A 22,157-nucleotide genomic window follows, 5' to 3' on the forward strand; every position below is an offset into this window, starting at 1 on the left:
GCGCTGACGGAGTTCTCTGCATGCCTTCCTTCCTCGATCTCGGCGTTCCCGCCGAGCTCGCCACCGTTCTCGCCGCCTCCGGAAAGACCGAGGCGTTCGCGATCCAGCGTGACACCCTGCCCGACTCGCTCGCCGGCCGCGACCTCCTCGGTCGCGGACGGACGGGCAGCGGCAAGACCATCGCCTTCGCGCTCCCGCTCGTCGCCCGTCTGGCGGCCTCCGGCCACAAGCGCCGGTCCGGCCTGCCCCGCGGCCTCGTGCTCGCCCCCACCCGCGAGCTGGCCACCCAGATCGCCGCGACCGTCGCCCCGCTCGCCGAGGCCGTCGGCCTTCGGGTCACCACCGTGTTCGGCGGCGTCAGCCAGCGTCCGCAGGAGCAGGCGCTGCAGGGCGGCGTCGACATCGTCGTCGCCTGCCCCGGCCGCCTGGAAGACCTCATGAAGCAGCAGGTCGTGCGCCTCAGCGCCATCGAGGTCACCGTGCTCGACGAGGCCGACCACATGGCCGACCTCGGCTTCCTCCCCGGCGTCACCCGCATCCTCTCGGCGACGCCCGCCGACGGTCAGCGCCTGCTCTTCAGCGCCACGCTGGACCGCGGCATCGACACCCTCGCCCGCCGGTTCCTCACGAACGCCGTCAGCCACGAGGTCGACGAGGCGAGCGTGCCCGTCGGCGAGATGACCCACCGGGTGCTCGTCGTCGACTCTCCCGAGAACAAGACCGTGCTGGTGCGCGACCTCGCCTCGGGCACCGGTCGTCGCATCCTCTTCACGCGCACCAAGCACCAGGCGAAGAAGCTCGCCAAGCAGCTCACCGCCGCCGGGATCCCCGCCGTCGACCTGCACGGCAACCTCTCCCAGAACGCACGCGAGCGCAACCTCGGCGCCTTCTCCACCGACCCGGCCGACGGGGGCGTCCGCGTCCTCGTCGCGACCGATGTCGCGGCCCGCGGTGTGCACGTCGACAACGTCGACCTCGTCGTCCACGTCGACCCGCCCGTCGAGCACAAGGCCTACCTGCACCGCTCGGGCCGCACGGCGCGGGCCGGGGCGGCAGGCACGGTCGTCACCGTGGTCCTGCCCGAGCAGCGCCGCGACGTGAAGGATCTCCTGCGCAAGGCCGCGATCACGGCACCGCTGGAGAACCTCACCGCCGACGCCGTGACCGAGCTCGTCCCCGAGCGCGCTCCGCACGTGCGCCCCGCTCCCCCGCAGCCGCAGCAGCAGCAGCGCTCCGCGAAGCAGCGGCCGGCGGGCGGCGAGAAGAGCACAGCGACCACCCCGCCGTCCCGCCGTCGTCGTCGCCCGCGCTCCGCGGGTCAGGGCGGCGCGCCGGGCGCGCAGCGTCAGGGCGGCCAGGGCCGTCAGGGCACGCGCGGCGCGCAGGGACGCTGATCCCGGCTCACGCCCCACGATGGCGAAGGCCCCCTCGCACTCCGGTGCGAGGGGGCCTTCGGCGTCTGCGGCGCAGCGCTCAGCGCGTCGGGAACGCGCGCTCCGGCGACCCGGTGTAGAGCTGCTGCGGGCGGCCGATCTTCGTCTGCGGGTCGAGCTGCAGCTCGCGCCACTGCGCGAGCCAGCCGGGAAGGCGGCCGATCGCGAACAGGACCGTGAACATGCGCGTGGGGAAGCCCATCGCCTTGTAGATCACGCCCGTGTAGAAATCGACGTTCGGATACAGGCGCCGCTCACGGAAGTAGTCGTCCGCGAGGGCGATCTCCTCGAGCTCCTTCGCGAGGTCCAGGAGCGGGTCGGTGACGCCGAGCGAGCTCAGCACCTCGTCCGCGGCCTCCTTGACGAGCTTGGCGCGTGGGTCGTAGTTCTTGTAGACCCGGTGCCCGAAGCCCATCAGCTTCACGCCCTCTTCCTTGTTCTTCACCCGCTCGACGAACCGGGAGACACTCTGACCCGAGTCGCGGATCTGGCCGAGCATCGTGAGGACGGCCTCGTTCGCACCGCCGTGCAGGGGCCCGGAGAGGGCCTGGATGCCGGCCGAGACGGAGGCGAACTGGTTGGCCCCCGTCGAGCCGACGAGACGGACGGTGGAGGTCGAGGCGTTCTGCTCGTGGTCCTCGTGCAGGATCAGCAGCAGCTCGAGGGCCTTCACCATGGTCGGGTTGATCTCGTACGGCTCGGAGTTCACGCCGAAGTTCAGCTTCAGGAAGTTCTCCACGAAGCCGAGCGAGTTGTCCGGGTAGAGGAACGCCTGACCGACGCTCTTCTTGTGCGCGTAGGCGGCGATGACCGGCAGCTTGGCGAGCATGCGGATGGTGTTCAGCTCGACGTGCTCGGGGTTGTGCGGGTCGGTCTGGCCCTCGTAGTACGTCGACAGGGCCGCGACGGCGGAGGACAGCACCGACATGGGGTGCGCGGTGTGCGGCAGCGCCGAGAAGAAGCGCTTGAGGTCTTCGTGCAGCAGCGTGTGGCGGCGGATCTTCTCATCGAACTCCGCCAGCTCGCCGGCGGACGGCAGCTCGCCGTAGATGAGCAGCCAGGCGACCTCGAGGTAGCTGGTGCTGCCGGCGAGCTGCTCGATCGGGTAGCCGCGGTAGCGCAGGATGCCCTTGTCGCCGTCGATGAACGTGATGTCCGACTTGGTGGAGGCGGTGTTGACGAAGCCGTAGTCGAGGCCGGTGTAGCCGGTCTGACGGGTCAGCGTCGAGAAGTCGATGCTGTCGTGGCCCGCGGTACCGCGCACCAGGGGGAATTCGGCGGTGGTCTCGCCGATCGTCAGCTTCGCCGTCTGGTCTGCCGCAGCGCTCACGCGGACCTCCTCCTTCTGTCTGATCGCCCCGGCGTCGCGGGCGTCAGCAAGTTCTTGATCAAGCCGGAACTGGCGATCTCTCGGGCGCCGAGCGCCTGGCCGGGTGCCGACCGAATCGCCTTTACAGCCTAGTCGTCGCGCAGGCCTACTGTGACAACCGCCAAAGGGATCGTCGCAACAGGGAGGGTTCCTACAGAACCGCTCCGCGCAGGCGCCGAGCCGCCTCGGCGACGCGGTCGGTCGGCGCCGTGAGCGACAACCGCACATGCTCGGGCGACGAGGCTCCGTAGAAGTGCCCGGGCCCGGCGAGGATCCCGAGATCGGCGAGACGCGCCATCGACTCCCAGGCGTCGCGTCCCTCGGTCGCCCAGAGGTACAGCCCCGCCTGCGAGCCGTCGATGCGGAAGCCGGCGTCCTCGACGGCGGGCAGCAGCAGCGCCCGGCGCTCGCGGTAGAGCTCCTTCTGCGCCGCCACGTGAGCCTCGTCACCGAGGGCGACGGCCATCGCCCGCTGGACCGGCGCGGGCGGCATGAGGCCGAGGTGCTTGCGCGCGGTGAGGAGCTCGCCGACCACGCGGGCGCATCCGGCGACGAAGGCCGCCCGGTAGCCGGCGAGGTTGGACTGCTTGCTCAGGGAGTAGACGCTGAGGAGGTTCGCCCGCGTGCCGCCGGTCACCCGGGGGTCGAGCACCGACGGGATGGGCTCCTCGGCCCACGGACCGTCCCATCCCAGTTCGGCGTAGCACTCGTCGCTCGCCAGCACGGCTCCCAGCTCACGCGCCCGCTGCACGGCCGCGGAGAGCTCGTCGACGGTCCACGTGCGACCGTCCGGGTTGCCCGGGGTGTTGATCCAGATGAGCCGCGCACCCTCCGGCCATTCCGCCGGATCGTCGGCCGCGACGGGTGTCGCTCCCGCGACCCGCGCGCCGACGTCGTACGTCGGGTAGGCGACGCGGGGGTGGACCACGATGTCTCCGGCGCCGAGCCCCAGCAGCGTGGGCAGGAGCGCGACGAGCTCCTTGGAGCCGATCGTCGGCAGCACGTTGTCGACCCGGAGGTCCGGGACGCCGCGGCGGCGGGCGTACCAGTCGACGATCGCCTCCCGGAGCGCGGGAGTGCCGACGGTCTGCGGATAGGCGTGGGCGTCGGTCGCCTCGGCGAGGGCCTGACGGATGATCTCCGGCGTGGGATCGACCGGCGAGCCGACGGAGAGGTCGACGAGACCGCCCGGGTGCCGGGCGGCGCGCTCACGATACGGGACGACGGCGTCCCACGGGTAGTCGGCGAGGTCGCGGACGCTCACGGAGCGGGCCTACTCGCCCTGCGGCGGGAGCGCGGCGATGATCGGGTGGTCGAACGGGTAGACGCCGACCTTCGCGGCGCCGCCCGGCGAGCCGATCTCGTCGAAGAACTCGACGTTGGCCTTGTAGTAGTCCTGCCACTCGTCGGGCAGATCGTCCTCGTAGTAGATCGCCTCGACGGGGCACACCGGCTCGCACGCTCCGCAGTCCACGCACTCGTCGGGGTGGATGTAGAGCGACCGTTCGCCCTCGTAGATGCAGTCAACGGGGCACTCGTCGATGCAGGCGCGATCCTTGACATCGACGCACGGGAGGGCGATCACATACGTCACCCCCTCAGTCTACGACCCGTGGACCTCGGGTTCCTCCGAGGACGGCGCAGACGAGCGGACCGGCTGCCGGGAGAACGAAGGCCACGCGATCACGAGCAGCACGATGCCGGCGGCGAGATAGGTCCAGATGCGCCCGGCGAGGGTGTCCTGCACGACGACGGAGCCACCGGGACCGACGCCCGAGATGAGCACGATCATGCCCAGCATCCCGAGTCCGGCGGCGACCGCGGCCCCCCGGTCATGGGTGAGCGCCCGCACGGCGATGAGGATCGCGGCGCACGCGATCGCGGCGACGATCAGACCGATGGGGATCGGACCCCACATGACGCTGTGCGCGATGGTTCCGGCCACCCCGTAGACCCCGCCCACCAGGGCAGCGGCCACCCAGGACAGCACCCTCGACAACCACTTCCCGCGCACCCCCCGATCCTACCCGGGCCCGGTCCGGCGCGACGACGGCTCAGGCGGCGAGACCGAACAGCCGCAGCAGCGCCGCGACGAGGGCGGCCGACGCCACCACCACGAGGAACGACTGCCGCAGCCAGAGGAGTCCGGCCGCGACGAGCACCGCGGGCACGCGCGCGTCCACCGTGATGGCCTGCCCGTCCCCGAGGGACTGCACCGCGACGAGGGCGGCGAGCAGCGCGACGGTGAGGAGGTCGGAGATGCGGGCGGGCCGGGGCGCCTCGAGCACCTTCGGCGGCACGAGGTAGCCCACGGCCTTCAGCGCGAGGCAGATCAGGGCGGCGAGGAGGATGGCGCTCCAGAGACTCATGCGCCGGCCTCCTCGTCGCCGACCTCTGCGGCTCGCGGTGTCTCCAGCCAGTTGAACCACCCGACGACGATCGCGACGAGGGCGGCGACGAGCACGGGGAGTCCCGGCAGGAGGAACGGGGTGAGGGCGGCCGCGATCACGGCCGCCGCGATCCCGACGGCCACCGCCTGCCGCCGCCGCAGTCGCGGCCACAGCAGGGCGAGGAACGCCGCGGCCGCCGCGGCGTCCAGCCCCCAGGCCTTCGGGTCGCCGAGCACGTCGCCGACCAGCGCGCCGACGAGGGTGGTGAGGTTCCAGCCGAGGAAGATGCCGACCCCCGTGACCCAGAAGCCCACCCGGCGCAGGCGCGGATCGTCCTGCGCGATCGCCACCGCGGTGGACTCGTCGATGGTGAAGTGCGCGGCGACGGCCCGTCGCGCCGGTCCCCCGCCCACGACCGGCGACATGCGCATGCCGTAGGCGACGTTGCGCACACCGAGGAGGGCGGCCGACGCGATCGCCGACGGCAGCGCGGCCAGGCCGCCGGCGGCGAAGACGCCCACGAAGGCGAACTGGGATCCGCCGGTGAACATGAGGAGGCTGAGCACGCACGCCTGCCACACGTCGAGGCCCGCTGCCACGGCGAGCGCACCGAAGGAGATGCCATAGGCGCTCGTGGCGAGCACGACGCCGAGGGCCTCGCGCCACACCTCACGTTCAGCGGTCATCGACAGCCACCCGTTCGCTTCACTGAACACACGATCATCATTCTGAACATGGCGCTCCTCATAGTCAAGCGAACGATCGTTTGCCATGATGAACGCATGGAGGATCTCCGCACCCGCATCGCCCGCACGCTCCGCCGCGAGCGCGAGGCGGCGAACCTGTCCGTCTCCGAGCTCGCCCGCCGGGCCGGCATCTCCAAGGCCACCGTCTCCCAACTCGAGAGCGGCGCCGGCAATCCCAGCGTGGAGACGCTGTGGGCGCTGGGCGTCGCGCTCGGCGTCCCGTTCGCGGTGCTCGTCGACCAGCAGGCCAACGCCCCCACCCTCATCCGCGCCGACGCCCTCGCCGGGGTGCCCTCCTCCGCCGCCGCCTACAGCGCCACCCTCCTCTCTGCCAGCCCTCCTGGCGCGCGACGGGACGTGTACCTCATCCAGGCGGAGCCCGGGGATCCTCGCCGGTCCGATCCCCACCACGCGGGCACGATCGAACACGTGATCCTCATCGCCGGGCAGGCGCGGGTCGGACCACCGGAGGATGCCGTGGTGCTGAACCCCGGCGACTATCTGACGTATGCCGGCGACGCGGCCCACGTCTTCGAGGCGATCCTCCCCGGCACGAGCGCCGTGCTCATCTCCGAACTGCGCTGAGCATCACTCCCCCGGCCCTGTCGGCGACGGGTCGGGGATCTCGTGCGGACGGTAGTTCGGCAGGCGCGACGCGGGCAGGATCGCGAGCGCGCTCACCGCGGCGAGGATGAGCAGGCCCAGCTTGAGCGTGCGCAGCCGCGACTCCTCGTTGACGGCGACCGCGGCGTCGACCTGCTCCGGCGTCGCGTCCGTGGTCTCCAGCACCGCGCGCAGATCGTCGTTGCTGACGAAGTTCACCTCGTTCAAGTCGACCTGCGACACCAGCGACGGCGGCAGTTCCGGATGCTCCACGACCGCACGGCCCACGTTGAGCGCGAGCAGCGAGACCAGCAGCGCCCCGGCGAGCGCCGTCCCGACGGCGGAGGCGAGGTTCTGGGTGGTGCCCCGCAGCGACCCGACGTCGCCGGCGAGCTCCGGCGGCACCGCGGTCACGAGCACGTTGAACACCAGGGTGACGAGGGCTCCCTGGCCGATGCCGAACACGACGAGTCCGGCGATGGTCGGCACCGTCTCCCAGTTGTTGGTCACGACGACCGAGAGCCAGACCAGCGCCGCCGTGGTGAGGATGAACCCGAAGACGCCGATCGTCCGCGGCGGGTAGCGCTTGTAGAACCGGACGACGAGCGTCGCCGTCACGAACACCGTGAGGTTGAACGGCATCATCGCGAGGGCGGTGTCGAACGGCGTCCGCCCCTGGACGATCTGGATGTACAGCGGCACCGTGAAGTTCACGCAGGCTTCCAGCGCCACGACGATGAACATGGCGTACACCGCGGCGCGCTCCCTGGACGACCCCAGCACGCTCAGGTCGATGAGCGGCACCTTCCCCTCGGCCATCCGCCGCCGGGTCCACAGGAAGAACCCCTGGCCCAGGATGATCCCCAGCACGATGAAGATCGGTGCCGGCGAGAGCCCGACGACGGAGAACGGTGCGGAGGGCGCCGCCGCGAGCGCTCCCCAGCTGTTGAGGTTGTTGAACCCGAGGGTGAGCAGCACGATCGCCGCGCCGATGAGGAGGGCCGCGACGAGATCGATGCGGATCGCCGCATCGCCGCGGTCGCCGCGCAGCGTGAAGCTCAGGGCGAAGACCGCGACGGCGATCGCCAGCACGATGACGAAGAGCGGACGCCACCCGACGAGCGTCCCGAGCGTCCCTCCGATGAGGAAGGCGCTGACACCGGAGATCGCGCGCGCCGAGCCGATCGCTCCGATCGCCGTGGCCTGCTGCGGGCCCCGGTAGTTCTCGGCGATCAGGGCCACGATCGAGGGGACGATGATCGCGGCGGCCGCTCCCGCCACGGCCTGCCCGGCGATGGCCCACCAGACGGTGGGGGCGAGGAGCATCATCACCGCCGATCCGGCGAAGAGGGCGACGACCACGCGGAAGATCAGCACCCAGCCGACGCGCTGCCCGAGCTTGGCCCCGGTCATCACGAGCGCCGCGACGGCGAGGCCGTACATCACGATCGTCGTGCTCGCGACGGTGGGCGGGACGCCGAAGTCGCTCACCATGCCGCCGAGCGAGATCGGCAGCGCCGCGACGTTGAAGGACATGAGCACCTGTGCGAGGAACAGGCTGACCATCGGCAGCCAGGACGTCTTCACGGGGGCGGGGGCGGTGCGGGTCATGGGCGCTCTCCTTCCGACGGCGAGGCACCCGCCTCACCGGCATGCTCGCGGGCGGGCGCGGAGGCGAAGAGGTTCAGCCCCAGCGACCGCGACAGGTGACCGATCGCCATCTGCGACCGGATCGAGTTGCCCGCCTCGTCCAACCGCGGCGAGAACCCGGCGACGGCGCCCTTGCCCGGGGAGACCGCGACGAGGCCGCCCGAGACACCCGACTTCGCCGGCAGACCGATCTCGAACAGCCAGTCCCCCGACCGCTCGTACAATCCGCTCGCCGCGACGACGGCGAGCGTGTCACGGCAGACGTCCGCGGACACCACCCGCTCCCCTGTCACGGGGTTGACCCCGCCGTCGGCGAGTGTGGCGCCCATGACGGCGAGGTCGTGCGCGGTCACGGAGAGCGCGCATTGACGGGTGTAGACGTCGACGATCTCGTCGGGATCGCCGGCCAGTCGTCCGTAGCTGCGCAGCAACCAGCCCAGCGCGCGATTGCGCTCGTTCGACCCCGCCTCGGAGGCGTACACCTCGCCGTCCAGGCTCAGCGGTCGTCCGGCGAAGGCGGACAGCCCCTCACGGACACGCTCCCATTGCTCCACCGCCGTGGCGCCGGGCATCAGCGCCGTGGTCGCGATCGCCCCGGCGTTGACCATCGGGTTGCGCGGGTGTCCGTCGTTGAGCTCCAGCGCCACCACCGAGTTGAAGGCGAGGCCGGTGTTGTTCACGCCCACGATCTCGCGGACCCGCTCGTGGCCGTGCTCCTGGATCGCCAGCGCATAGACGAACATCTTGGAGATCGACTGGATGGAGAACGCGTGCAGGGCGTCTCCGGCGTCGTGGATGCCGCCGCCCACCTCGATCACCGCGAGCCCGAACAGCTCCGGATCGACCGCGGCGAGGACGGGGATGTAGTCCGCCACCTCCCCGGACACCTCGTCCGCGTACCGGGCGTGGGCCTCGCGGACGAGCTCGTCCACCCGCTCCCACCCCGGAAGCGTGCCCGTGGAGACCTCCTGCGGGACGTCGAGCCAGACGGTGGGGTCGAGCACACTTCCTCCTCGGAAATCACGACGCCCCCAGCCGTCTCCCTGTCACGGTAGCGTCCGTGTCGGGTGACGGCTAGGGGCAATCGTTCGCGAGGGGCCCGCTCTGCGGCTCAGTACCAGTTCATGGCCTGGGAGTGTCCCCAGGCGCTGCACGGGGTGCCGTAGGCGTCGGCGATGTACTTCAGGCCCCAGGCGATCTGGGTGGCAGCGTTCGTCTGCCAGTCGGCACCCGCCGTGGCCATCTTGCTGCCGGGCAGCGCCTGCGGGATTCCGGTCGCTCCCCCGTCGTTGTTGTACGCCTGGTAGTTCCAGCCGGACTCCTTGTTCCACAGCGAGTTCAGGCAGGAGAACTGGTCGCCGCCCCAGCCGTAGCGGTCGGCCATCATCTGCTGTGCGGTGGCGCGAGCCCCGTCCGGCGTGTTCGCGGAGGCGAGCGCGGCCGCTGCGGCCGCCGCCTTCTCCTCAGCGGCGCGGGCGGCGTCTTCGGCCGCCTTCTTCTCCTGCGCGGCGGTGTAGGCCTGCTGGAGGTCTGCCGTGGCGGTCACGACCTTCTCGGTCTCCGCCTCGGCCTGCGCGGTCGTGACCGTGATGAGGACCAGCGGCAGCGTGGCGCGATCGGCGAGGGTCTCCAGGTCGTCTTCCAGCGCGGTCGTGTCGACCGACGCGGCCGCGCCCACGTCGAGGCCCGACTCGGTGACCTCCGCGGTCAGGCTCTTCGCCGCGTCGACCGCATCGGTCGCGTTCGAGACCGTCATGACGGCCTGATCGGCGATGCGGGCGAGGGGCTCGGTGCCGAGGTCGTGGCTCGTGACGGCGGACGTGGCGTCGGAGCGCTCGGCTCCGGCCGCCGGGGCGGAGGCGAGGCCGACGCTGAGGGTGATGCCGACGAGCGCGGCCGTGGCGGCGCCGAGGGCGATGAGGGGTGTACGGGTGACGGTGGCGCGAGCGGCTGCCGCGTCGGAGGCGCGCCGAAGCGCACGGGTCTTCTGAAGCAAGGCTTTGACTTTCGGGTCGTCGTACGCCCATATCGGGGACTCATCGGGAGCTCGCCCCGGGCGCAAGTCAACGAGTCTGCGTCATCAACCTGAGCAAAAACTAGCTCTCACCTGGGATTTTCATGAGAGAGGGCCCCACGCGGCCAGATGGCGGCGTGGGGCCCTCTCTCATGATGAGCGCTGAGCGATCAGGCGTTCGCGTCCTGCCGCTTGAGGCGCGAGGCCTCGCGACCGCGGACGGTCTGGTCGAGGATCACCTTGCGGATGCGGACGGCCTCGGGCGTGACCTCGACGCATTCGTCGTCACGGGCGAACTCGAGGCTCTCCTCGAGCGTCAGCACACGCGGCGGTGTCATCGACTCGAACGTGTCGGAGCTCGCTGCACGCATGTTGGTGAGCTTCTTCTCCTTGGTGATGTTGACGTCCATGTCGTCGGCGCGGGAGTTCTCGCCGATGACCATGCCCTCGTAGACCTCCTGCGTGGGCTGCACGAAGAACGACATGCGCTCCTGCAGGGCGATCATGGCGAACGGGGTGACGACGCCCTGACGGTCGGCGACGATCGAGCCGTTCTGACGCGTCGTGATGGAACCGGCCCATGGCTCGTAACCGTGCGAGATCGCGTTCGCGATACCGGTGCCACGGGTCGTGGTGAGGAACTCGCTGCGGAAGCCGATCAGGCCACGCGACGGGACGATGAACTCCATGCGCACCCAGCCGGTGCCGTGGTTGGTCATGTTCTCCATGCGGCCCTTGCGGTTCGCGAGGAGCTGCGTGATCGCGCCGAGGTGCTCCTCCGGCGTGTCGATGGTCAGATGCTCGAACGGCTCGTAGACCTTGCCGTCGATCTTCTTGGTGACCACCTGCGGCTTGCCGACCGTGAGCTCGAAGCCCTCGCGGCGCATGTTCTCGACGAGGATGGCGAGGGCCAGCTCGCCGCGGCCCTGCACCTCCCAGGCGTCGGGACGCCCGATGTCGACGACCTTGAGCGACACGTTGCCGATGAGCTCGCGGTCGAGGCGGTCCTTCACCATGCGTGCGGTGAGCTTGTGCCCCTTGACCTTGCCCATGAGCGGCGAGGTGTTGGTGCCGATCGTCATGGAGATGGCGGGGTCGTCGACCGTGATCGCAGGAAGCGGTCGCACGTCTTCCGGGTCGGCGATGGTCTCACCGATGGTGATGTTCTCGAAGCCGGCGATGGCGACGATGTCGCCGGGGCCGGCGGACTCGGCGGGGTAGCGCTCGAGAGCGCGGGTCTTCAGCAGCTCGGTGATGCGGGCGTTGCTCGTGGTGCCGTCGGCACGCACCCAGGCCACCGTCTGGCCCTTCTTGAGCGTGCCGTTGAAGACGCGCAGCAGGGCCAGGCGACCGAGGAACGGGCTGGAGTCGAGGTTCGTGACCCAGGCCTGCAGCGGGGCCTCGTCGTCGTAGGACGGGGCCGGGACGTGCTCGAGGATGGCCTCGAAGAGCGGCTCGAGGTCGTCGTTGTCGGGCAGCGATCCGTCGGCCGGACGGTTCTGCGACGCGGCGCCGGCGCGGCCGGAGGCGTAGACCACGGGCACGTCGAGCAGCGCGTCGACGTCGAGATCGGGCACATCGTCGACGAGGTCGGAGGCCAGACCCAGCAGGAGGTCGTGCGCCTCCTCCTCGACCTCGGCGATCCGGGCGTCCGGACGGTCGGTCTTGTTGACCAGGAGGATCACGGGGAGCTTCGCCTCGAGCGCCTTGCGCAGCACGAAGCGGGTCTGCGGCAGCGGGCCCTCGCTCGCGTCCACGAGCAGCACGACGCCGTCGACCATCGACAGGCCGCGCTCGACCTCGCCGCCGAAGTCGGCGTGGCCGGGGGTGTCGATCACGTTGATCGTGATCTCCTTGCCGTCGGCGTGCTTGCCCTTGTAGGTGATCGCCGTGTTCTTGGCGAGGATCGTGATGCCCTTCTCGCGCTCCAGGTCGTTGGAGTCCATCGCGCGCTCCTCCACGTGCGAGTGTTCGCCGAAGGAGCCCGTCTGGCGGAGCATCGCGTCGACGAGCGTGGTCTTGCCGTGGTCGACGTGGGCGACGATTGCGACGTTGCGGAGGTCAGAGCGGAGGGCGTGCGCCATACAAGGGTCCTCAAAGAGTGTGGGGTTGCGCCGGGAAGCCGACGTTCCAGGATAACGTACGCGCGGATCGGGTTCCTGAACGCACGTCGTACCATCGTCCCGTGACCCTCCCCGACCCGACTCCCCCGGTGCCGCAGACGCCGTCGACCGCGCCCGCCCGACGCGACGAACCGCGTGAAGGTCGAGCGCGCCTGTGGTGGGAGATCGCCATCGTGCTCGCCCTGGGTCTGGGACAGTCCGCGATCTACGCGATCGTGCAGCTCGCCTATCGGCTCACCGACGACACGCCCCTCGCGGATCAGACCGCCACCCTCAACCCCTCCCGCAGCGACCGGGAGGTGTTCGACCTCATCTATCAGGTGCTGTCCATCGGCTTCGCCCTGGTACCGGTGCTCCTCGTGTGCTTCCTGCTGTGGCAGCGCCGTCGCCCGCACCTGGAGCGCCTCGGCCTCGACGGCACCCGCGTGGCCGGCGACGTCGGCCGGGGCGTGCTCCTCGTCCTCGCGATCGGCGTGCCGGGACTGGCGCTCTACCTCGGCGGCCGGGCGCTCGGACTGTTCGTGGCCGTGAACCCCGCCGGTCTGGACGCGCACTGGTGGACCGTGCCGATCCTCCTGCTCGCCGCCGCACGCGCATCGCTCCAGGAGGAGTTCGTCGTGCTCGGATACCTGTTCGCCCGCCTGCGGGAGCTCGGGTGGTCGCCGTGGACGATCATCGTCTCGACCTCGGTGCTCCGTGCGACGTACCACCTCTATCAGGGGCCCGGCGCCTTCATCGGCAACCTCGCGATGGGACTGCTCTTCGGGTGGCTCTACCACCGCACCGGTCGACTGCTGCCGTTCCTGGTGGCGCACTTCCTCATCGACGCGGCGGCGTTCGTCGGCTACCCCTGGGCCGCGGCCACCTGGCCCGCCCTGTTCGGTCTTCCCGGCTGAGGCGCGCTCAGCCGAGGTTGACGACGACGAGCGCCGCGACGGCCCACAGCACGATGACGACGAGGGCGATGAGGGCCGGGCCGTCCCAGCTGCGTCGGATCGGCGCATCCGCCGTCGCGGGCGCCGCGCCCCACAGATCGCGGATGCCGGTGAGCACCCGGAGCGCCGACGGCACCTTCGGCTCCGCGTCCTCATCACGGGAGCGACGAGGCGGACGCGCCTTGGCCGGTCCGCCCCAACAGCTCAGGGTGCGGCCGTCGTCCAGCGTGAACTCGAGCTGCCAGCGCATGTCGATGTCCTGCACACGCGCCCAGCCGAAGGTCGTGCGACGCAGCAGGTTCTGCACCACGGCCCCCTCCTGATCCACGCGGACGAAGGACACGAAGGCCGTCTCGTACACGATCCACAGACCGAGCAGCAGCCAGGGCGCCACGAGCAGCGCCTGCACGATGCTGCCGTTGACGACGGTGTCCCCGAGCAGGAACAGCACCAGCAGGATGCTGAGGACGAAGACGACGGTGCCCGAGGACGCACGGAAGGTCCGTGCGTCCTCGGGGTGTCCGGGCGATGCCACCTCAGCGGCCGCCGAGCGGGATCGACGCGCCGGGGATCGCCTTGAGAAGGCGGTCCGTGTACTCCTGCTGCGGGTTCGCGAAGATCTCGTCGACCGTCCCCTGCTCGACGACCTTGCCCTTCTCCATGACACAGACCAGGTCGCTGGAGACCCGGACGACCGCGAGGTCGTGCGTGATGAAGAGGTAGGTGAGGTTCAGCTCCGATTGGAGCTCGGCGAGCAGCTTCAGGATCTGATCCTGCACGAGCACATCGAGCGCCGACACCGCCTCGTCGAGCACGACGATGTCGGGCTTGAGGGCGAGAGCGCGCGCGATCGCGACGCGCTGCCGCTGACCGCCCGACAGCTCGTTCGGATACCGGGTGGCCAGCGCACGGGGCAGTGCCACCTGGTCGAGGAGCTCCTCGACGCGCTCGCGCTGCGCGGTGCGGTCGCCCACGCCGTGGATCTGCAGCGGCTCCGAGATCGTGTTCCCGATGTTGCGCAGCGGATCGAGCGAGCCGTAGGGGTCCTGGAACACCGGCTGCATGCGACGACGCAACCCGAACGCCTGAGCGTTCGAGAGGCGCGACACATCCTGCCCGTCGATCTCGATGGTGCCGCTCGTGGGCTCCTCGAGCTTCAGCACCATCTTCGCCACGGTCGACTTACCGGACCCCGACTCGCCCACGAGCGCGAGGGTCTTCCCCCGCAGGATCTCGAAGGAGACATCGTCGACCGCCCGGAAGGCTTCGCTGCGGAAGTTCCCCTGACGGATCTTGTAGTCCTTGGTGAGCCCGGTGACGCGCACCGTCGGCGGGATGGCGGCGAGGTCGTCGAGCGTCTCGATGCCCCGGTCCTCCACGACCGCCTGGATACGTTGCGACGCGACGCTGGGTGCGGCCCCGACCAGTCGCTGGGTGTACGGATGCTGCGGGTTCTCCAGGATCTGCCGGCTCGGCCCGGCCTCCACGATGTTGCCGTTGCTCATCACGATGATCTTCTCCGCACGCTCGGCCGCGAGGCCGAGGTCATGCGTGATGAGGAGCACCGAGGTGCCCTTGTCGCGCGTGAGCGTCGCCATGTGATCGAGGATGACGCGCTGCACCGTGACATCCAGCGCCGAGGTGGGCTCGTCGGCGATGAGCAGCTTGGGGTCGGCCGCGAGGCCGATCCCGATCAACGCCCGCTGACGCATACCGCCGGAGAACTGGTGAGGGTACTGGTGCAGACGCCTCTCGGCATCGGCCAGCCCCGCCTGCTTCAGCACCTCTATCGTCCGCGCCTTCACGGCCTCGCGGCCGCGGGCGATCCCGTTCGCACGGATCGCCTCCTTCACCTGGAAGCCGATGCTCCACACCGGATTGAGGTTGGACATCGGGTCCTGGGGGACGAAGCCGATCTCGCGACCGCGGACGGCCTCCATCTCCCGGCGACCGAGCTTCGTCAGCTCCCGGCCGTCGAGAGTGATCGATCCTCCGGTGACGACACCGGTTCCGGGCAGGAGGTTCACGATGGCGCTCGCCGTGGTGGACTTGCCCGAACCGGACTCGCCCACGATGGCGACGGTCTCACCCGGGAAGATGTCGAAGCTCGCTCCGTGCAGGACCTCGCGGTCGCCCTCCTGTGTGCGGAATGCCACCTTCAGGTCGCGAACGCTCAGCAGCGGGACGCGTGCGGTCTCACGATCGTTCATCGTCGTGCCCTCGCTCTCGGATCGATGGCGTCTCGGATGAGTTCGCCGAGGGTGACGAAGGCGAGCACCGCGAGGGTGAGCGCGATCGACGGATAGATGAGCGCCATCGGCGCGACCCGGAGCGACGACTGCGCCGCACTGATGTCATTGCCCCAGGACATGACCGTGCCGCCCAGCCCGACGCCGAGGAAGGACAGGGTCGCCTCCGCGACGATCGACGCCGCGAGCGCGAGCGTCGACACGACCAGCAGCGGAGCCAGCGAGTTCGGGATCACGTGCACCAGAAGAGTGCGGAACTTCGACAGCCCGACCGCTTGCGCGGCCACGATGAAGTCACCCTGCCGGACCCTCAACACCTCGGCCCTCACCACGCGCGCCGTGGACGCCCACGCGAAACCACCGATCGCGAGCGCGAGCACCGGAACGGACCGATACTGCGAGAACACCGTCATGACGACGACGGCGGCGAGGATGTAGGGGATGGCGAAGAAGATGTCGCCGATGCGCGACAGCAGGGAGTCCAGCCATCCGCCGTAGAACCCGGCGAGTGCCCCCATGATGAGGCCGACGATCGAGCCGATCGCCGTAGCGAGCAGTCCGACGGAGAGCGAGGTCTGCGCGCCCCAGACTATCCGCGAGTAGATGTCGCATCCCTGGAACGTGAATCCCAGAGGGTGTCCCTCCGTGGGGCCGCCGTTGCTGTTCGCGAGCTGACAGTTGCTGTCCGGCGGGACAGAGGTGAACAGCGTCGGCCACGCGGCCATCAGGATGAAGACGAGCGCGAGCACGACCGAGAACCAGAACAGGGGTCGACGCCGCAGGTCGGTCCACGCGTCCCGCCACAGGTTGCGCGGCTTCTCGGCGACGCGCACCGCATCGACGTCGATTGTCTGCGTTTCGACCGGCGCGACGTAGTGAGTGTGCGTTGTGGGGTCAGGCATAACGGATCCTTGGGTCGAGAAGACCGTAGAGCAGGTCGATGACGAGGTTGACCAGGACGTAGAGGATCACGAACACGGTGACGAAGGAGACCACGGTGGGGCCCTCATTGCGGATCGCGGCCTGGTAGAGGGTGTTGCCGACGCCGGGGACGTTGAAGATGCCCTCGGTCACCGTGGCACCGACGAGCAGCACACCGAAGTTGGTGGCCGAGTTCGTGATGACCGGGATCAGCGAGTTGCGCAGCACGTGCACCGGGATCACCCGGCCTCGCGAAAGGCCCTTGCTGTACGCGGTGCGCACCCAATCCTGGTTGAGCGTGTCGATCACGGAGCTTCGCATGAGCCGCATGCTCACGGCATAGAGACTGAAGCCGAGCACCAGCGCGGGCAACCACAGCCCGCCCCAGTCGTTGTCGGCTCCGACCGTCGGCTTGAACCAGCCGAGCTTGATCGCGAGGAAGTACTGCGCGAGGAAGGCCACGACGAAGATCGGGATCGCGATCGCGATGAGCGCGACCATAAGCATCGTATGGTCGAAGACCTTGCCCTTGCGCAGCGCCGAGACCGTGCCGATGATGATCGCGAGCGTGAACTCGATGGCGATGGCCATGACGGCGAGACGGCCGGTGACCGGGAGGGTCTCCGCGAGCACCTCCGAGACCGAGCGGCCCGAGAACGTGTTGCCCAGATCGCCCTGGAACACACCCGTGATGTAGTACCAGTACTGCACCAGGAACGGATCGTTCAGGTGGTACTGCTCGCGGAGCTGCTCCACGATCGCAGGGTTCGGGGTGCGGTCACCGAAGAGGCCGAGGATCGGGTCACCGGGCATGGCGAACACGAGGAAGTAGATGAGCAGAGTCGCTCCGAAGAAGACCGGAATGACCTGCAGGAGACGTCTGACGATATAGCCGAACATGCGTCTGTCCTGTAATCAGGAGGCGAAGTCAGTATGACGAACACAGCCTGTGAGGCGGCGACGGAAGACCGTCACCGCCTCACAGGTTCGTGCTGTCAGACTTACTCGCCGTCCTTGGTGACCTGGTAGAGGATCGGCCAGGTGTCCCATCCGAATTCGACGTTCTCGACCGAGTCGCCCCAAGCGCCCATGGCGTTGGTGTACCAGAGCGGGATGGCGGGGAGGTCCTGGAAGAGGATCTCCTGCGCCTCCTGGAACTTGGCGATGCCCGCCTCGACGTCCGGGGCCGCAGAGCCCTCATCGAGGAGCTTGTCGAACTCCGGGTTCGAGTAGTCGCCGTCGTTCGAGCCGGCGCCGGTGCCGAAGAGCGGGCCAAGGCCGTTGAACATCGACGGGTAGTCGAACTGCCATCCGGTGCGGAACGCGGTCTGCGTCTTGTCCTCCGTGATCAGGGTCCGGTGCTCGGCGAAGGTCGGAATCGGGTTGCCCGAGGCCTCGATGCCGAGGTTGTTCTTGATCTGGTTCGCGACCGCGTCGACCCAGCCCTGGTTGGGGCCGTCGGCGTTGTACTGGATCTGGAAGGATCCGGTCCACGGCGCGATGGCGTCAGCCTCGGCCCACAGCTCCTTCGCCTTGTCGGCATCGAAGTCGAGAACGTCGGAGCCGGGGATGTCCTCGGAGTAGCCGTCGATGACGGGCGACGTGAAGTCCTTCATCGGCGTACGCGTGCCGCTGAAGACCACGTCGGTGATCTCTTCACGGTTGATCGCGTGCGAGATCGCCGCGCGACGCAGCTGGCCCTCTTCACCGCTGAAGTGCTCGAGGCGCTCCGGAATGGTGATGGTGGCGTTCGCTGCCGCCGGCTGGTTCACCGTGCGGTCCGGGAAATCGGTCTCGAACGTCTGGAGAGCGGTGTCCGGGATCTCCTGGATGATGTCGAGGTCGCCACCCTGCAGGTCGGCGTACGCCGCCTCGGTGCTGGCGTAGAGCTTCATGTCGACGCCACCGTTCTGCGCCTCGCGCGGGCCGGTGTAGTCCTCGTTCTTGACGAGCTCGATGCTCTCGTTGTGCTTCCAGGCGCCCTCTTCCGCGAAGACGTACGGGCCGTTGCCGACGGGGTTCTCACCGAAGGCCTCGAGGTCGTCCCAGGCCGAGGCCGGCAGCGGGAAGAACGCGGTGTAACCCAGGCGCAGCGGGAAGTCGGACTCCGGCTGCTTCAGCTTGACCGTGAAGGTCAGGTCGTCGACGACCTCGAGGCCGGACAGCTCCGGAACGTTCTCGTCGTACGAGAAACCCTCGATGGACTCGAAGAAGTAGCTCGACAGCTGCTTGTTGTCGAGAGCGGCACCGTAGTTCCACGCCTTGACGAAGGACTCGGCATCGACCGGGTCGCCGTTGGCGAAGGTCTGGTCGGCCTTGATCTTGATCGTGTAGGTCTGCGCGTCGTCGGTCTCGATCGACTCGGCGAGATCGTTGTGCACGGCGCCCTCGGCGTCGTAGTACACCAGGCCCGCGAAGATGCTCTGCAGCACCAGGCCGCCGCCGACCTCGTTCGTGTTGGTCGGGATGAGGGGGTTCTGCGGCTCGGTGTTGTTGACCGAGATCACCGCGGTCGGGTCACCCGAGGGCGTCTCCTCCGTGGAGTCGTTGCCGCCGCCGCTGGCGCAGCCTGCCAGGGTCAGGGCGCCGATCACGAACAGTGCGCTGCCCGCGAGGGCGATCTTGTTGCGCTTCACTTTTGTCCTCCTGTGGACGTGGGAATTCTGCGCGGCTCATCATCGAGCGCGCAGGGATACCTGAGCGTAACCCGGGGGTCGCGAGTCCAGGACGTTCGGCTAACGAACTGTTACTGAGTGGTGACCATCTGTCACATGACGGAAACATGGCGTAACGCGAACGGCGCCGCGCCGCCGGGAGGCGGGCGCGACGCCGTTCGTCGTGCGGGTCCGTGTCAGGCGAAGGCCTCGATCGGCGGGCAGGCGCAGACGAGGTTGCGGTCGCCGTACGCCTGGTCGATCCGGCGGACCGGCGGCCAGTACTTCGCCGCCACCAGCGAGCGCACCGGGTAGGCGGCCTCCTCGCGGGTGTAGGCGTGCGCCCACTCCCCCGCGATGAGCGAGACGGCGGTGTGCGGGGCATGCACGAGCGGGTTGTCGTCCGCGGGCCAGCGCCCCGCGGCGACGGCGTCCGCCTCGGCCTTGATCATGATCATGGCCTCGATGAACCGCTCGATCTCGTCGAGGTCCTCCGACTCGGTGGGCTCCACCATGAGGGTGCCGGCGACCGGGAACGACATGGTCGGCGCGTGGAACCCGTAGTCGATCAGGCGCTTGGCGACGTCGTCGACGGAGATGCCGGTGGCCTCCTTGAGCGGACGCAGGTCGAGGATGCACTCATGCGCGACCCGTCCGTTCTCCCCCGTGTAGAGCACCGGGAAGTGTCCGCCGAGGCGCTCGGCGATGTAGTTCGCCGAGAGGACCGCCGCGGCGGTCGCGCGCCGGAGGCCCTCGGCGCCCATCATCCGCACGTACGCCCACGAGATCGGGAGGATGCCCGCAGAACCGTACGGGGCCGCGGAGATCACCGCGCCCTCGAACGTGTGGCCGCCGAAGTGCTCGGCGCGCTGCGCGAGCGGGTGCGACGGCAGGTACGGCGCGAGGTGCGCCTTCGCCGCGACCGGGCCGATGCCCGGGCCGCCGCCGCCGTGCGGGATGGCGAAGGTCTTGTGCAGGTTGAGGTGCGAGACGTCGCCGCCGAGGTCGCCGAATCGCGCGTAGCCGAGGAGTGCGTTGAGGTTGGCACCGTCGACGTACACCTGACCGCCGGCCGCGTGCACCGCCCCGGTGATCTCCACGACCTGCTCCTCGTACACGCCGTGCGTGGACGGGTACGTGATCATCAGCGCCGCCAGGTCGTCGGCGTGCTGGGCGATCTTCGCGCGGAGGTCGTCCAGGTCGACGTTGCCGAGCGCGTCGCTCGCCACCACGACGACCTTCATGCCGGCGAGCACGGCGGAGGCCGCGTTCGTGCCGTGGGCGGAGGACGGGATGAGGCACACGATGCGGTGGTCGTCGCCGTTCGCGCGGTGGTAGCCGCGGATCGCGAGGAGGCCCGCCAGCTCACCCTGAGAGCCGGCGTTCGGCTGCAGCGACACTGCGTCGTACCCGGTGATCTCGGCGAGCCAGCCCTCGAGCTGATCGATGAGCTCCAGGTAGCCGCGGACGTCGGCCTCCGGGGCGAACGGGTGGATGCCCGCGAACTCCGGCCACGTGATGGCGGCCATCTCGGTGGCGGCGTTGAGCTTCATCGTGCACGAGCCGAGCGGGATCATGCCGCGGTCGAGGGCGTAGTCCCGGTCGGACAGGCTCTTCAGATACCGCATCATGGCGGTCTCGCTGCGGTGGCTGTGGAACACCGGGTGCGTGAGGTACTCGTCCTCGCGGCGGAGGGCGTCTGGCAGCGCGTCCGCGTCGCCGAGGCCGAAGCCGAAGGCGCGCTCCTGCTTCCCGCCGAAGACCTGCGCGACCTGATGCAGCTCGGTCACCGTGGTCGTCTCGTCGACCGCGATGCCGATCGTGTCGGCGTCGGCGACCCGCAGGAGGATGCCGTAGCCGCCCCGCGCCTGGTCGGCGTACTCCGCCGCCCGGCCGGGCACGCGCACGGCGAGCGTGTCGAAGAAGTTCTCGTGGACGACCTCGGCGCCGGCCTCGACGAGCCAGTCGCGCAGCAGCGTCGTCTTGGCGGCGACGTCGCGGGCGATCTCGCGGAGCCCGTCCGGGCCGTGGTAGACCGCGTACATCGACGCCATCACGGCGAGGAGCACCTGGGCGGTGCAGATGTTCGACGTCGCCTTCTCGCGGCGGATGTGCTGCTCCCGGGTCTGCAGCGAGAGACGGTAGGCCGGCTTGCCTTCGGCATCGACGGAGACGCCGACGAGGCGTCCGGGCAGCTGCCGCTCCAGGCCTGCGCGCACGGCCATGTAGCCGGCGTGCGGGCCGCCGAAGCCCATCGGCACGCCGAAGCGCTGCGTCGTGCCCACGGCCACGTCGGCCCCGAGGGTGCCGGGCGCGGTGAGGAGCGTCAGCGCGAGCAGGTCGGCGGCCGCGACGGCGAGCGCGCCGGCGACGTGCGCGGCGTCGAACACCGCGGATGGATCCCACACGCGGCCCGAAGCCCCCGGATACTGCACGAAGACGCCGAAGAGCTCGGCGGGGAGCTCCTCCCCCGCCGCGAAGTCGACCGTGACGAGCTCGATGCCGAGCGCCTCGGCCCGGGACGCGAGCATGGCCTTCGTCTGCGGCAGCGCATCCGCGTCCACCGCGAAGACGTTCGAGGAGGTCTTCGAGGCCCGGCGCGCGAGCAGCATCGCCTCCACGACCGCGGTGGACTCGTCGAGCATCGACGCGTTCGCGGTGGTGAGGCCGGTGAGCTCGGACACCATCGTCTGGAAGTTGATCAGCGCTTCGAGGCGCCCCTGCGAGATCTCGGGCTGGTACGGCGTGTAGGCCGTGTACCAGGAAGGGTTCTCGAGGACGTTGCGCTGGATGACCTGCGGCGTGACGGTGCCGTAGTAGCCGAGGCCGATCATCGAGCGGTTCACGGTGTTGCGCCCGGCGAGGGCACGCAGCTCGGCCAGCGCCTCGGTCTCCGACGCGGCGACCGGGATGCGGGAGTCGGCGACCGCGTCCTCCGGTCCCGTGTAGATCGAGGCGGGGACGGCCTGACGCATGAGCTCCTCGACCGGGCTCAGCGTCCCGCTGTCGACGGAGCCGAGACCGAGCGCGTCGAGCATCGTGCGCTGGGCGGCCTCGGTCGGTCCGATGT

At 69.6% G+C, this 22,157-nt stretch carries 19 protein-coding genes; 3 read left to right on the forward strand and 16 right to left on the reverse strand.

Features of this window, described 5'->3' with window-relative positions:
- Window positions 1–20: 20 nt before the first annotated feature.
- Window positions 21–1,394 carry a DEAD/DEAH box helicase gene (locus tag ACIQID_RS05445; RefSeq protein ID WP_400282678.1) on the forward strand — a complete coding sequence of 458 codons (1,374 nt, stop codon included), beginning with the start codon at window positions 21–23 and terminating at the stop codon, window positions 1,392–1,394.
- Between the two features lie 79 nt (window positions 1,395–1,473).
- Here the strand turns inward: ACIQID_RS05445 and ACIQID_RS05450 are convergent, their stop codons facing one another.
- The 6 genes from ACIQID_RS05450 to ACIQID_RS05475 all read right to left on the reverse strand — a co-directional run bounded on the left by ACIQID_RS05450 (window position 1,474) and on the right by ACIQID_RS05475 (window position 5,878).
- Entirely contained in the window at window positions 1,474–2,763 is a 1,290-nt protein-coding gene (locus ACIQID_RS05450) for a citrate synthase (RefSeq protein ID WP_105949517.1), read from the reverse strand.
- 190 nt (window positions 2,764–2,953) lie between these two features.
- Window positions 2,954–4,066: a succinyldiaminopimelate transaminase gene (dapC, locus tag ACIQID_RS05455; RefSeq protein ID WP_400282682.1), complete on the reverse strand. Its 1,113-nt coding sequence runs from the start codon at window positions 4,064–4,066 to the stop codon at window positions 2,954–2,956.
- A gap of 9 nt (window positions 4,067–4,075) precedes the next feature.
- On the reverse strand, window positions 4,076–4,396 hold the full coding sequence (fdxA, locus tag ACIQID_RS05460) for a ferredoxin (RefSeq protein WP_017203330.1): 321 nt from the start codon (window positions 4,394–4,396) through the stop codon (window positions 4,076–4,078).
- Between the two features lie 9 nt (window positions 4,397–4,405).
- Window positions 4,406–4,816: a histidinol dehydrogenase gene (locus ACIQID_RS05465; RefSeq protein WP_312673200.1), complete on the reverse strand. Its 411-nt coding sequence runs from the start codon at window positions 4,814–4,816 to the stop codon at window positions 4,406–4,408.
- Between the two features lie 40 nt (window positions 4,817–4,856).
- On the reverse strand, window positions 4,857–5,171 hold the full coding sequence (locus tag ACIQID_RS05470) for an AzlD domain-containing protein (protein WP_312673201.1): 315 nt from the start codon (window positions 5,169–5,171) through the stop codon (window positions 4,857–4,859).
- Window positions 5,168–5,878, reverse strand: a complete 711-nt coding sequence (locus ACIQID_RS05475; protein ID WP_400282687.1) for an AzlC family ABC transporter permease — start codon at window positions 5,876–5,878, stop codon at window positions 5,168–5,170. Before ACIQID_RS05475 ends, ACIQID_RS05470 begins: the two co-directional genes overlap by 4 nt.
- A 96-nt stretch (window positions 5,879–5,974) precedes the next feature.
- Here ACIQID_RS05475 and ACIQID_RS05480 point away from each other — a divergent pair, with 96 nt between their 5' ends.
- Complete coding sequence (locus ACIQID_RS05480; RefSeq protein WP_136050944.1) at window positions 5,975–6,523, forward strand: helix-turn-helix domain-containing protein; 549 nt, start codon at window positions 5,975–5,977, stop codon at window positions 6,521–6,523.
- A 3-nt stretch (window positions 6,524–6,526) separates the two neighbouring features.
- Here ACIQID_RS05480 and ACIQID_RS05485 read toward each other — a convergent pair whose 3' ends face one another.
- The 4 genes from ACIQID_RS05485 to typA form a co-directional block, all read right to left on the reverse strand.
- The gene (locus tag ACIQID_RS05485) at window positions 6,527–8,152 is read right to left on the reverse strand and encodes an MFS transporter (protein WP_400282690.1); all 1,626 of its coding nucleotides are present in this window, start codon (window positions 8,150–8,152) and stop codon (window positions 6,527–6,529) included.
- Window positions 8,149–9,195: a glutaminase A gene (glsA, locus tag ACIQID_RS05490; protein ID WP_331202542.1), complete on the reverse strand. Its 1,047-nt coding sequence runs from the start codon at window positions 9,193–9,195 to the stop codon at window positions 8,149–8,151. Before glsA ends, ACIQID_RS05485 begins: the two co-directional genes overlap by 4 nt.
- Before the next feature lie 107 nt (window positions 9,196–9,302).
- Window positions 9,303–10,187, reverse strand: a complete 885-nt coding sequence (locus ACIQID_RS05495; RefSeq protein ID WP_400282693.1) for a phospholipase — start codon at window positions 10,185–10,187, stop codon at window positions 9,303–9,305.
- A gap of 188 nt (window positions 10,188–10,375) precedes the next feature.
- Window positions 10,376–12,289 carry a translational GTPase TypA gene (typA, locus tag ACIQID_RS05500; protein WP_400282696.1) on the reverse strand — a complete coding sequence of 638 codons (1,914 nt, stop codon included), beginning with the start codon at window positions 12,287–12,289 and terminating at the stop codon, window positions 10,376–10,378.
- A gap of 128 nt (window positions 12,290–12,417) precedes the next feature.
- On the opposite strand from typA, the gene ACIQID_RS05505 reads away from it, so the two are divergent.
- Window positions 12,418–13,224 carry a CPBP family intramembrane glutamic endopeptidase gene (locus tag ACIQID_RS05505; RefSeq protein ID WP_400285666.1) on the forward strand — a complete coding sequence of 269 codons (807 nt, stop codon included), beginning with the start codon at window positions 12,418–12,420 and terminating at the stop codon, window positions 13,222–13,224.
- A gap of 7 nt (window positions 13,225–13,231) precedes the next feature.
- On the opposite strand, the gene ACIQID_RS05510 is transcribed toward ACIQID_RS05505, so the two are convergent.
- The 6 genes from ACIQID_RS05510 to gcvP all read right to left on the reverse strand — a co-directional run bounded on the left by ACIQID_RS05510 (window position 13,232) and on the right by gcvP (window position 22,125).
- Window positions 13,232–13,798: a PH domain-containing protein gene (locus ACIQID_RS05510; RefSeq protein ID WP_312673212.1), complete on the reverse strand. Its 567-nt coding sequence runs from the start codon at window positions 13,796–13,798 to the stop codon at window positions 13,232–13,234.
- Window position 13,799: 1 nt separating this feature from the next.
- Window positions 13,800–15,473 carry an ABC transporter ATP-binding protein gene (locus tag ACIQID_RS05515; protein WP_312673213.1) on the reverse strand — a complete coding sequence of 558 codons (1,674 nt, stop codon included), beginning with the start codon at window positions 15,471–15,473 and terminating at the stop codon, window positions 13,800–13,802.
- Window positions 15,470–16,414 (reverse strand): ABC transporter permease, encoded by a 945-nt coding sequence (locus ACIQID_RS05520; RefSeq protein ID WP_312673214.1) that lies wholly within the window; start codon window positions 16,412–16,414, stop codon window positions 15,470–15,472. The genes ACIQID_RS05515 and ACIQID_RS05520 overlap by 4 nt, the downstream gene beginning before the upstream one ends.
- A complete protein-coding gene (locus ACIQID_RS05525) occupies window positions 16,407–17,333 on the reverse strand; it encodes an ABC transporter permease (RefSeq protein WP_312673215.1) in 927 nt (308 codons plus the stop codon). The genes ACIQID_RS05520 and ACIQID_RS05525 overlap by 8 nt, the downstream gene beginning before the upstream one ends.
- A gap of 101 nt (window positions 17,334–17,434) precedes the next feature.
- Window positions 17,435–19,069, reverse strand: coding sequence for an ABC transporter substrate-binding protein (locus ACIQID_RS05530; protein ID WP_400282701.1), 1,635 nt, complete (start codon window positions 19,067–19,069; stop codon window positions 17,435–17,437).
- A 215-nt stretch (window positions 19,070–19,284) separates the two neighbouring features.
- Window positions 19,285–22,125: an aminomethyl-transferring glycine dehydrogenase gene (gcvP, locus tag ACIQID_RS05535; protein ID WP_400285669.1), complete on the reverse strand. Its 2,841-nt coding sequence runs from the start codon at window positions 22,123–22,125 to the stop codon at window positions 19,285–19,287.
- Between the last annotated feature and the right edge of the window lie 32 nt (window positions 22,126–22,157).

This window comes from Microbacterium sp. NPDC091676 (genome assembly GCF_044756645.1).
GTDB lineage: Bacteria > Actinomycetota > Actinomycetes > Actinomycetales > Microbacteriaceae > Microbacterium > Microbacterium paraoxydans_D.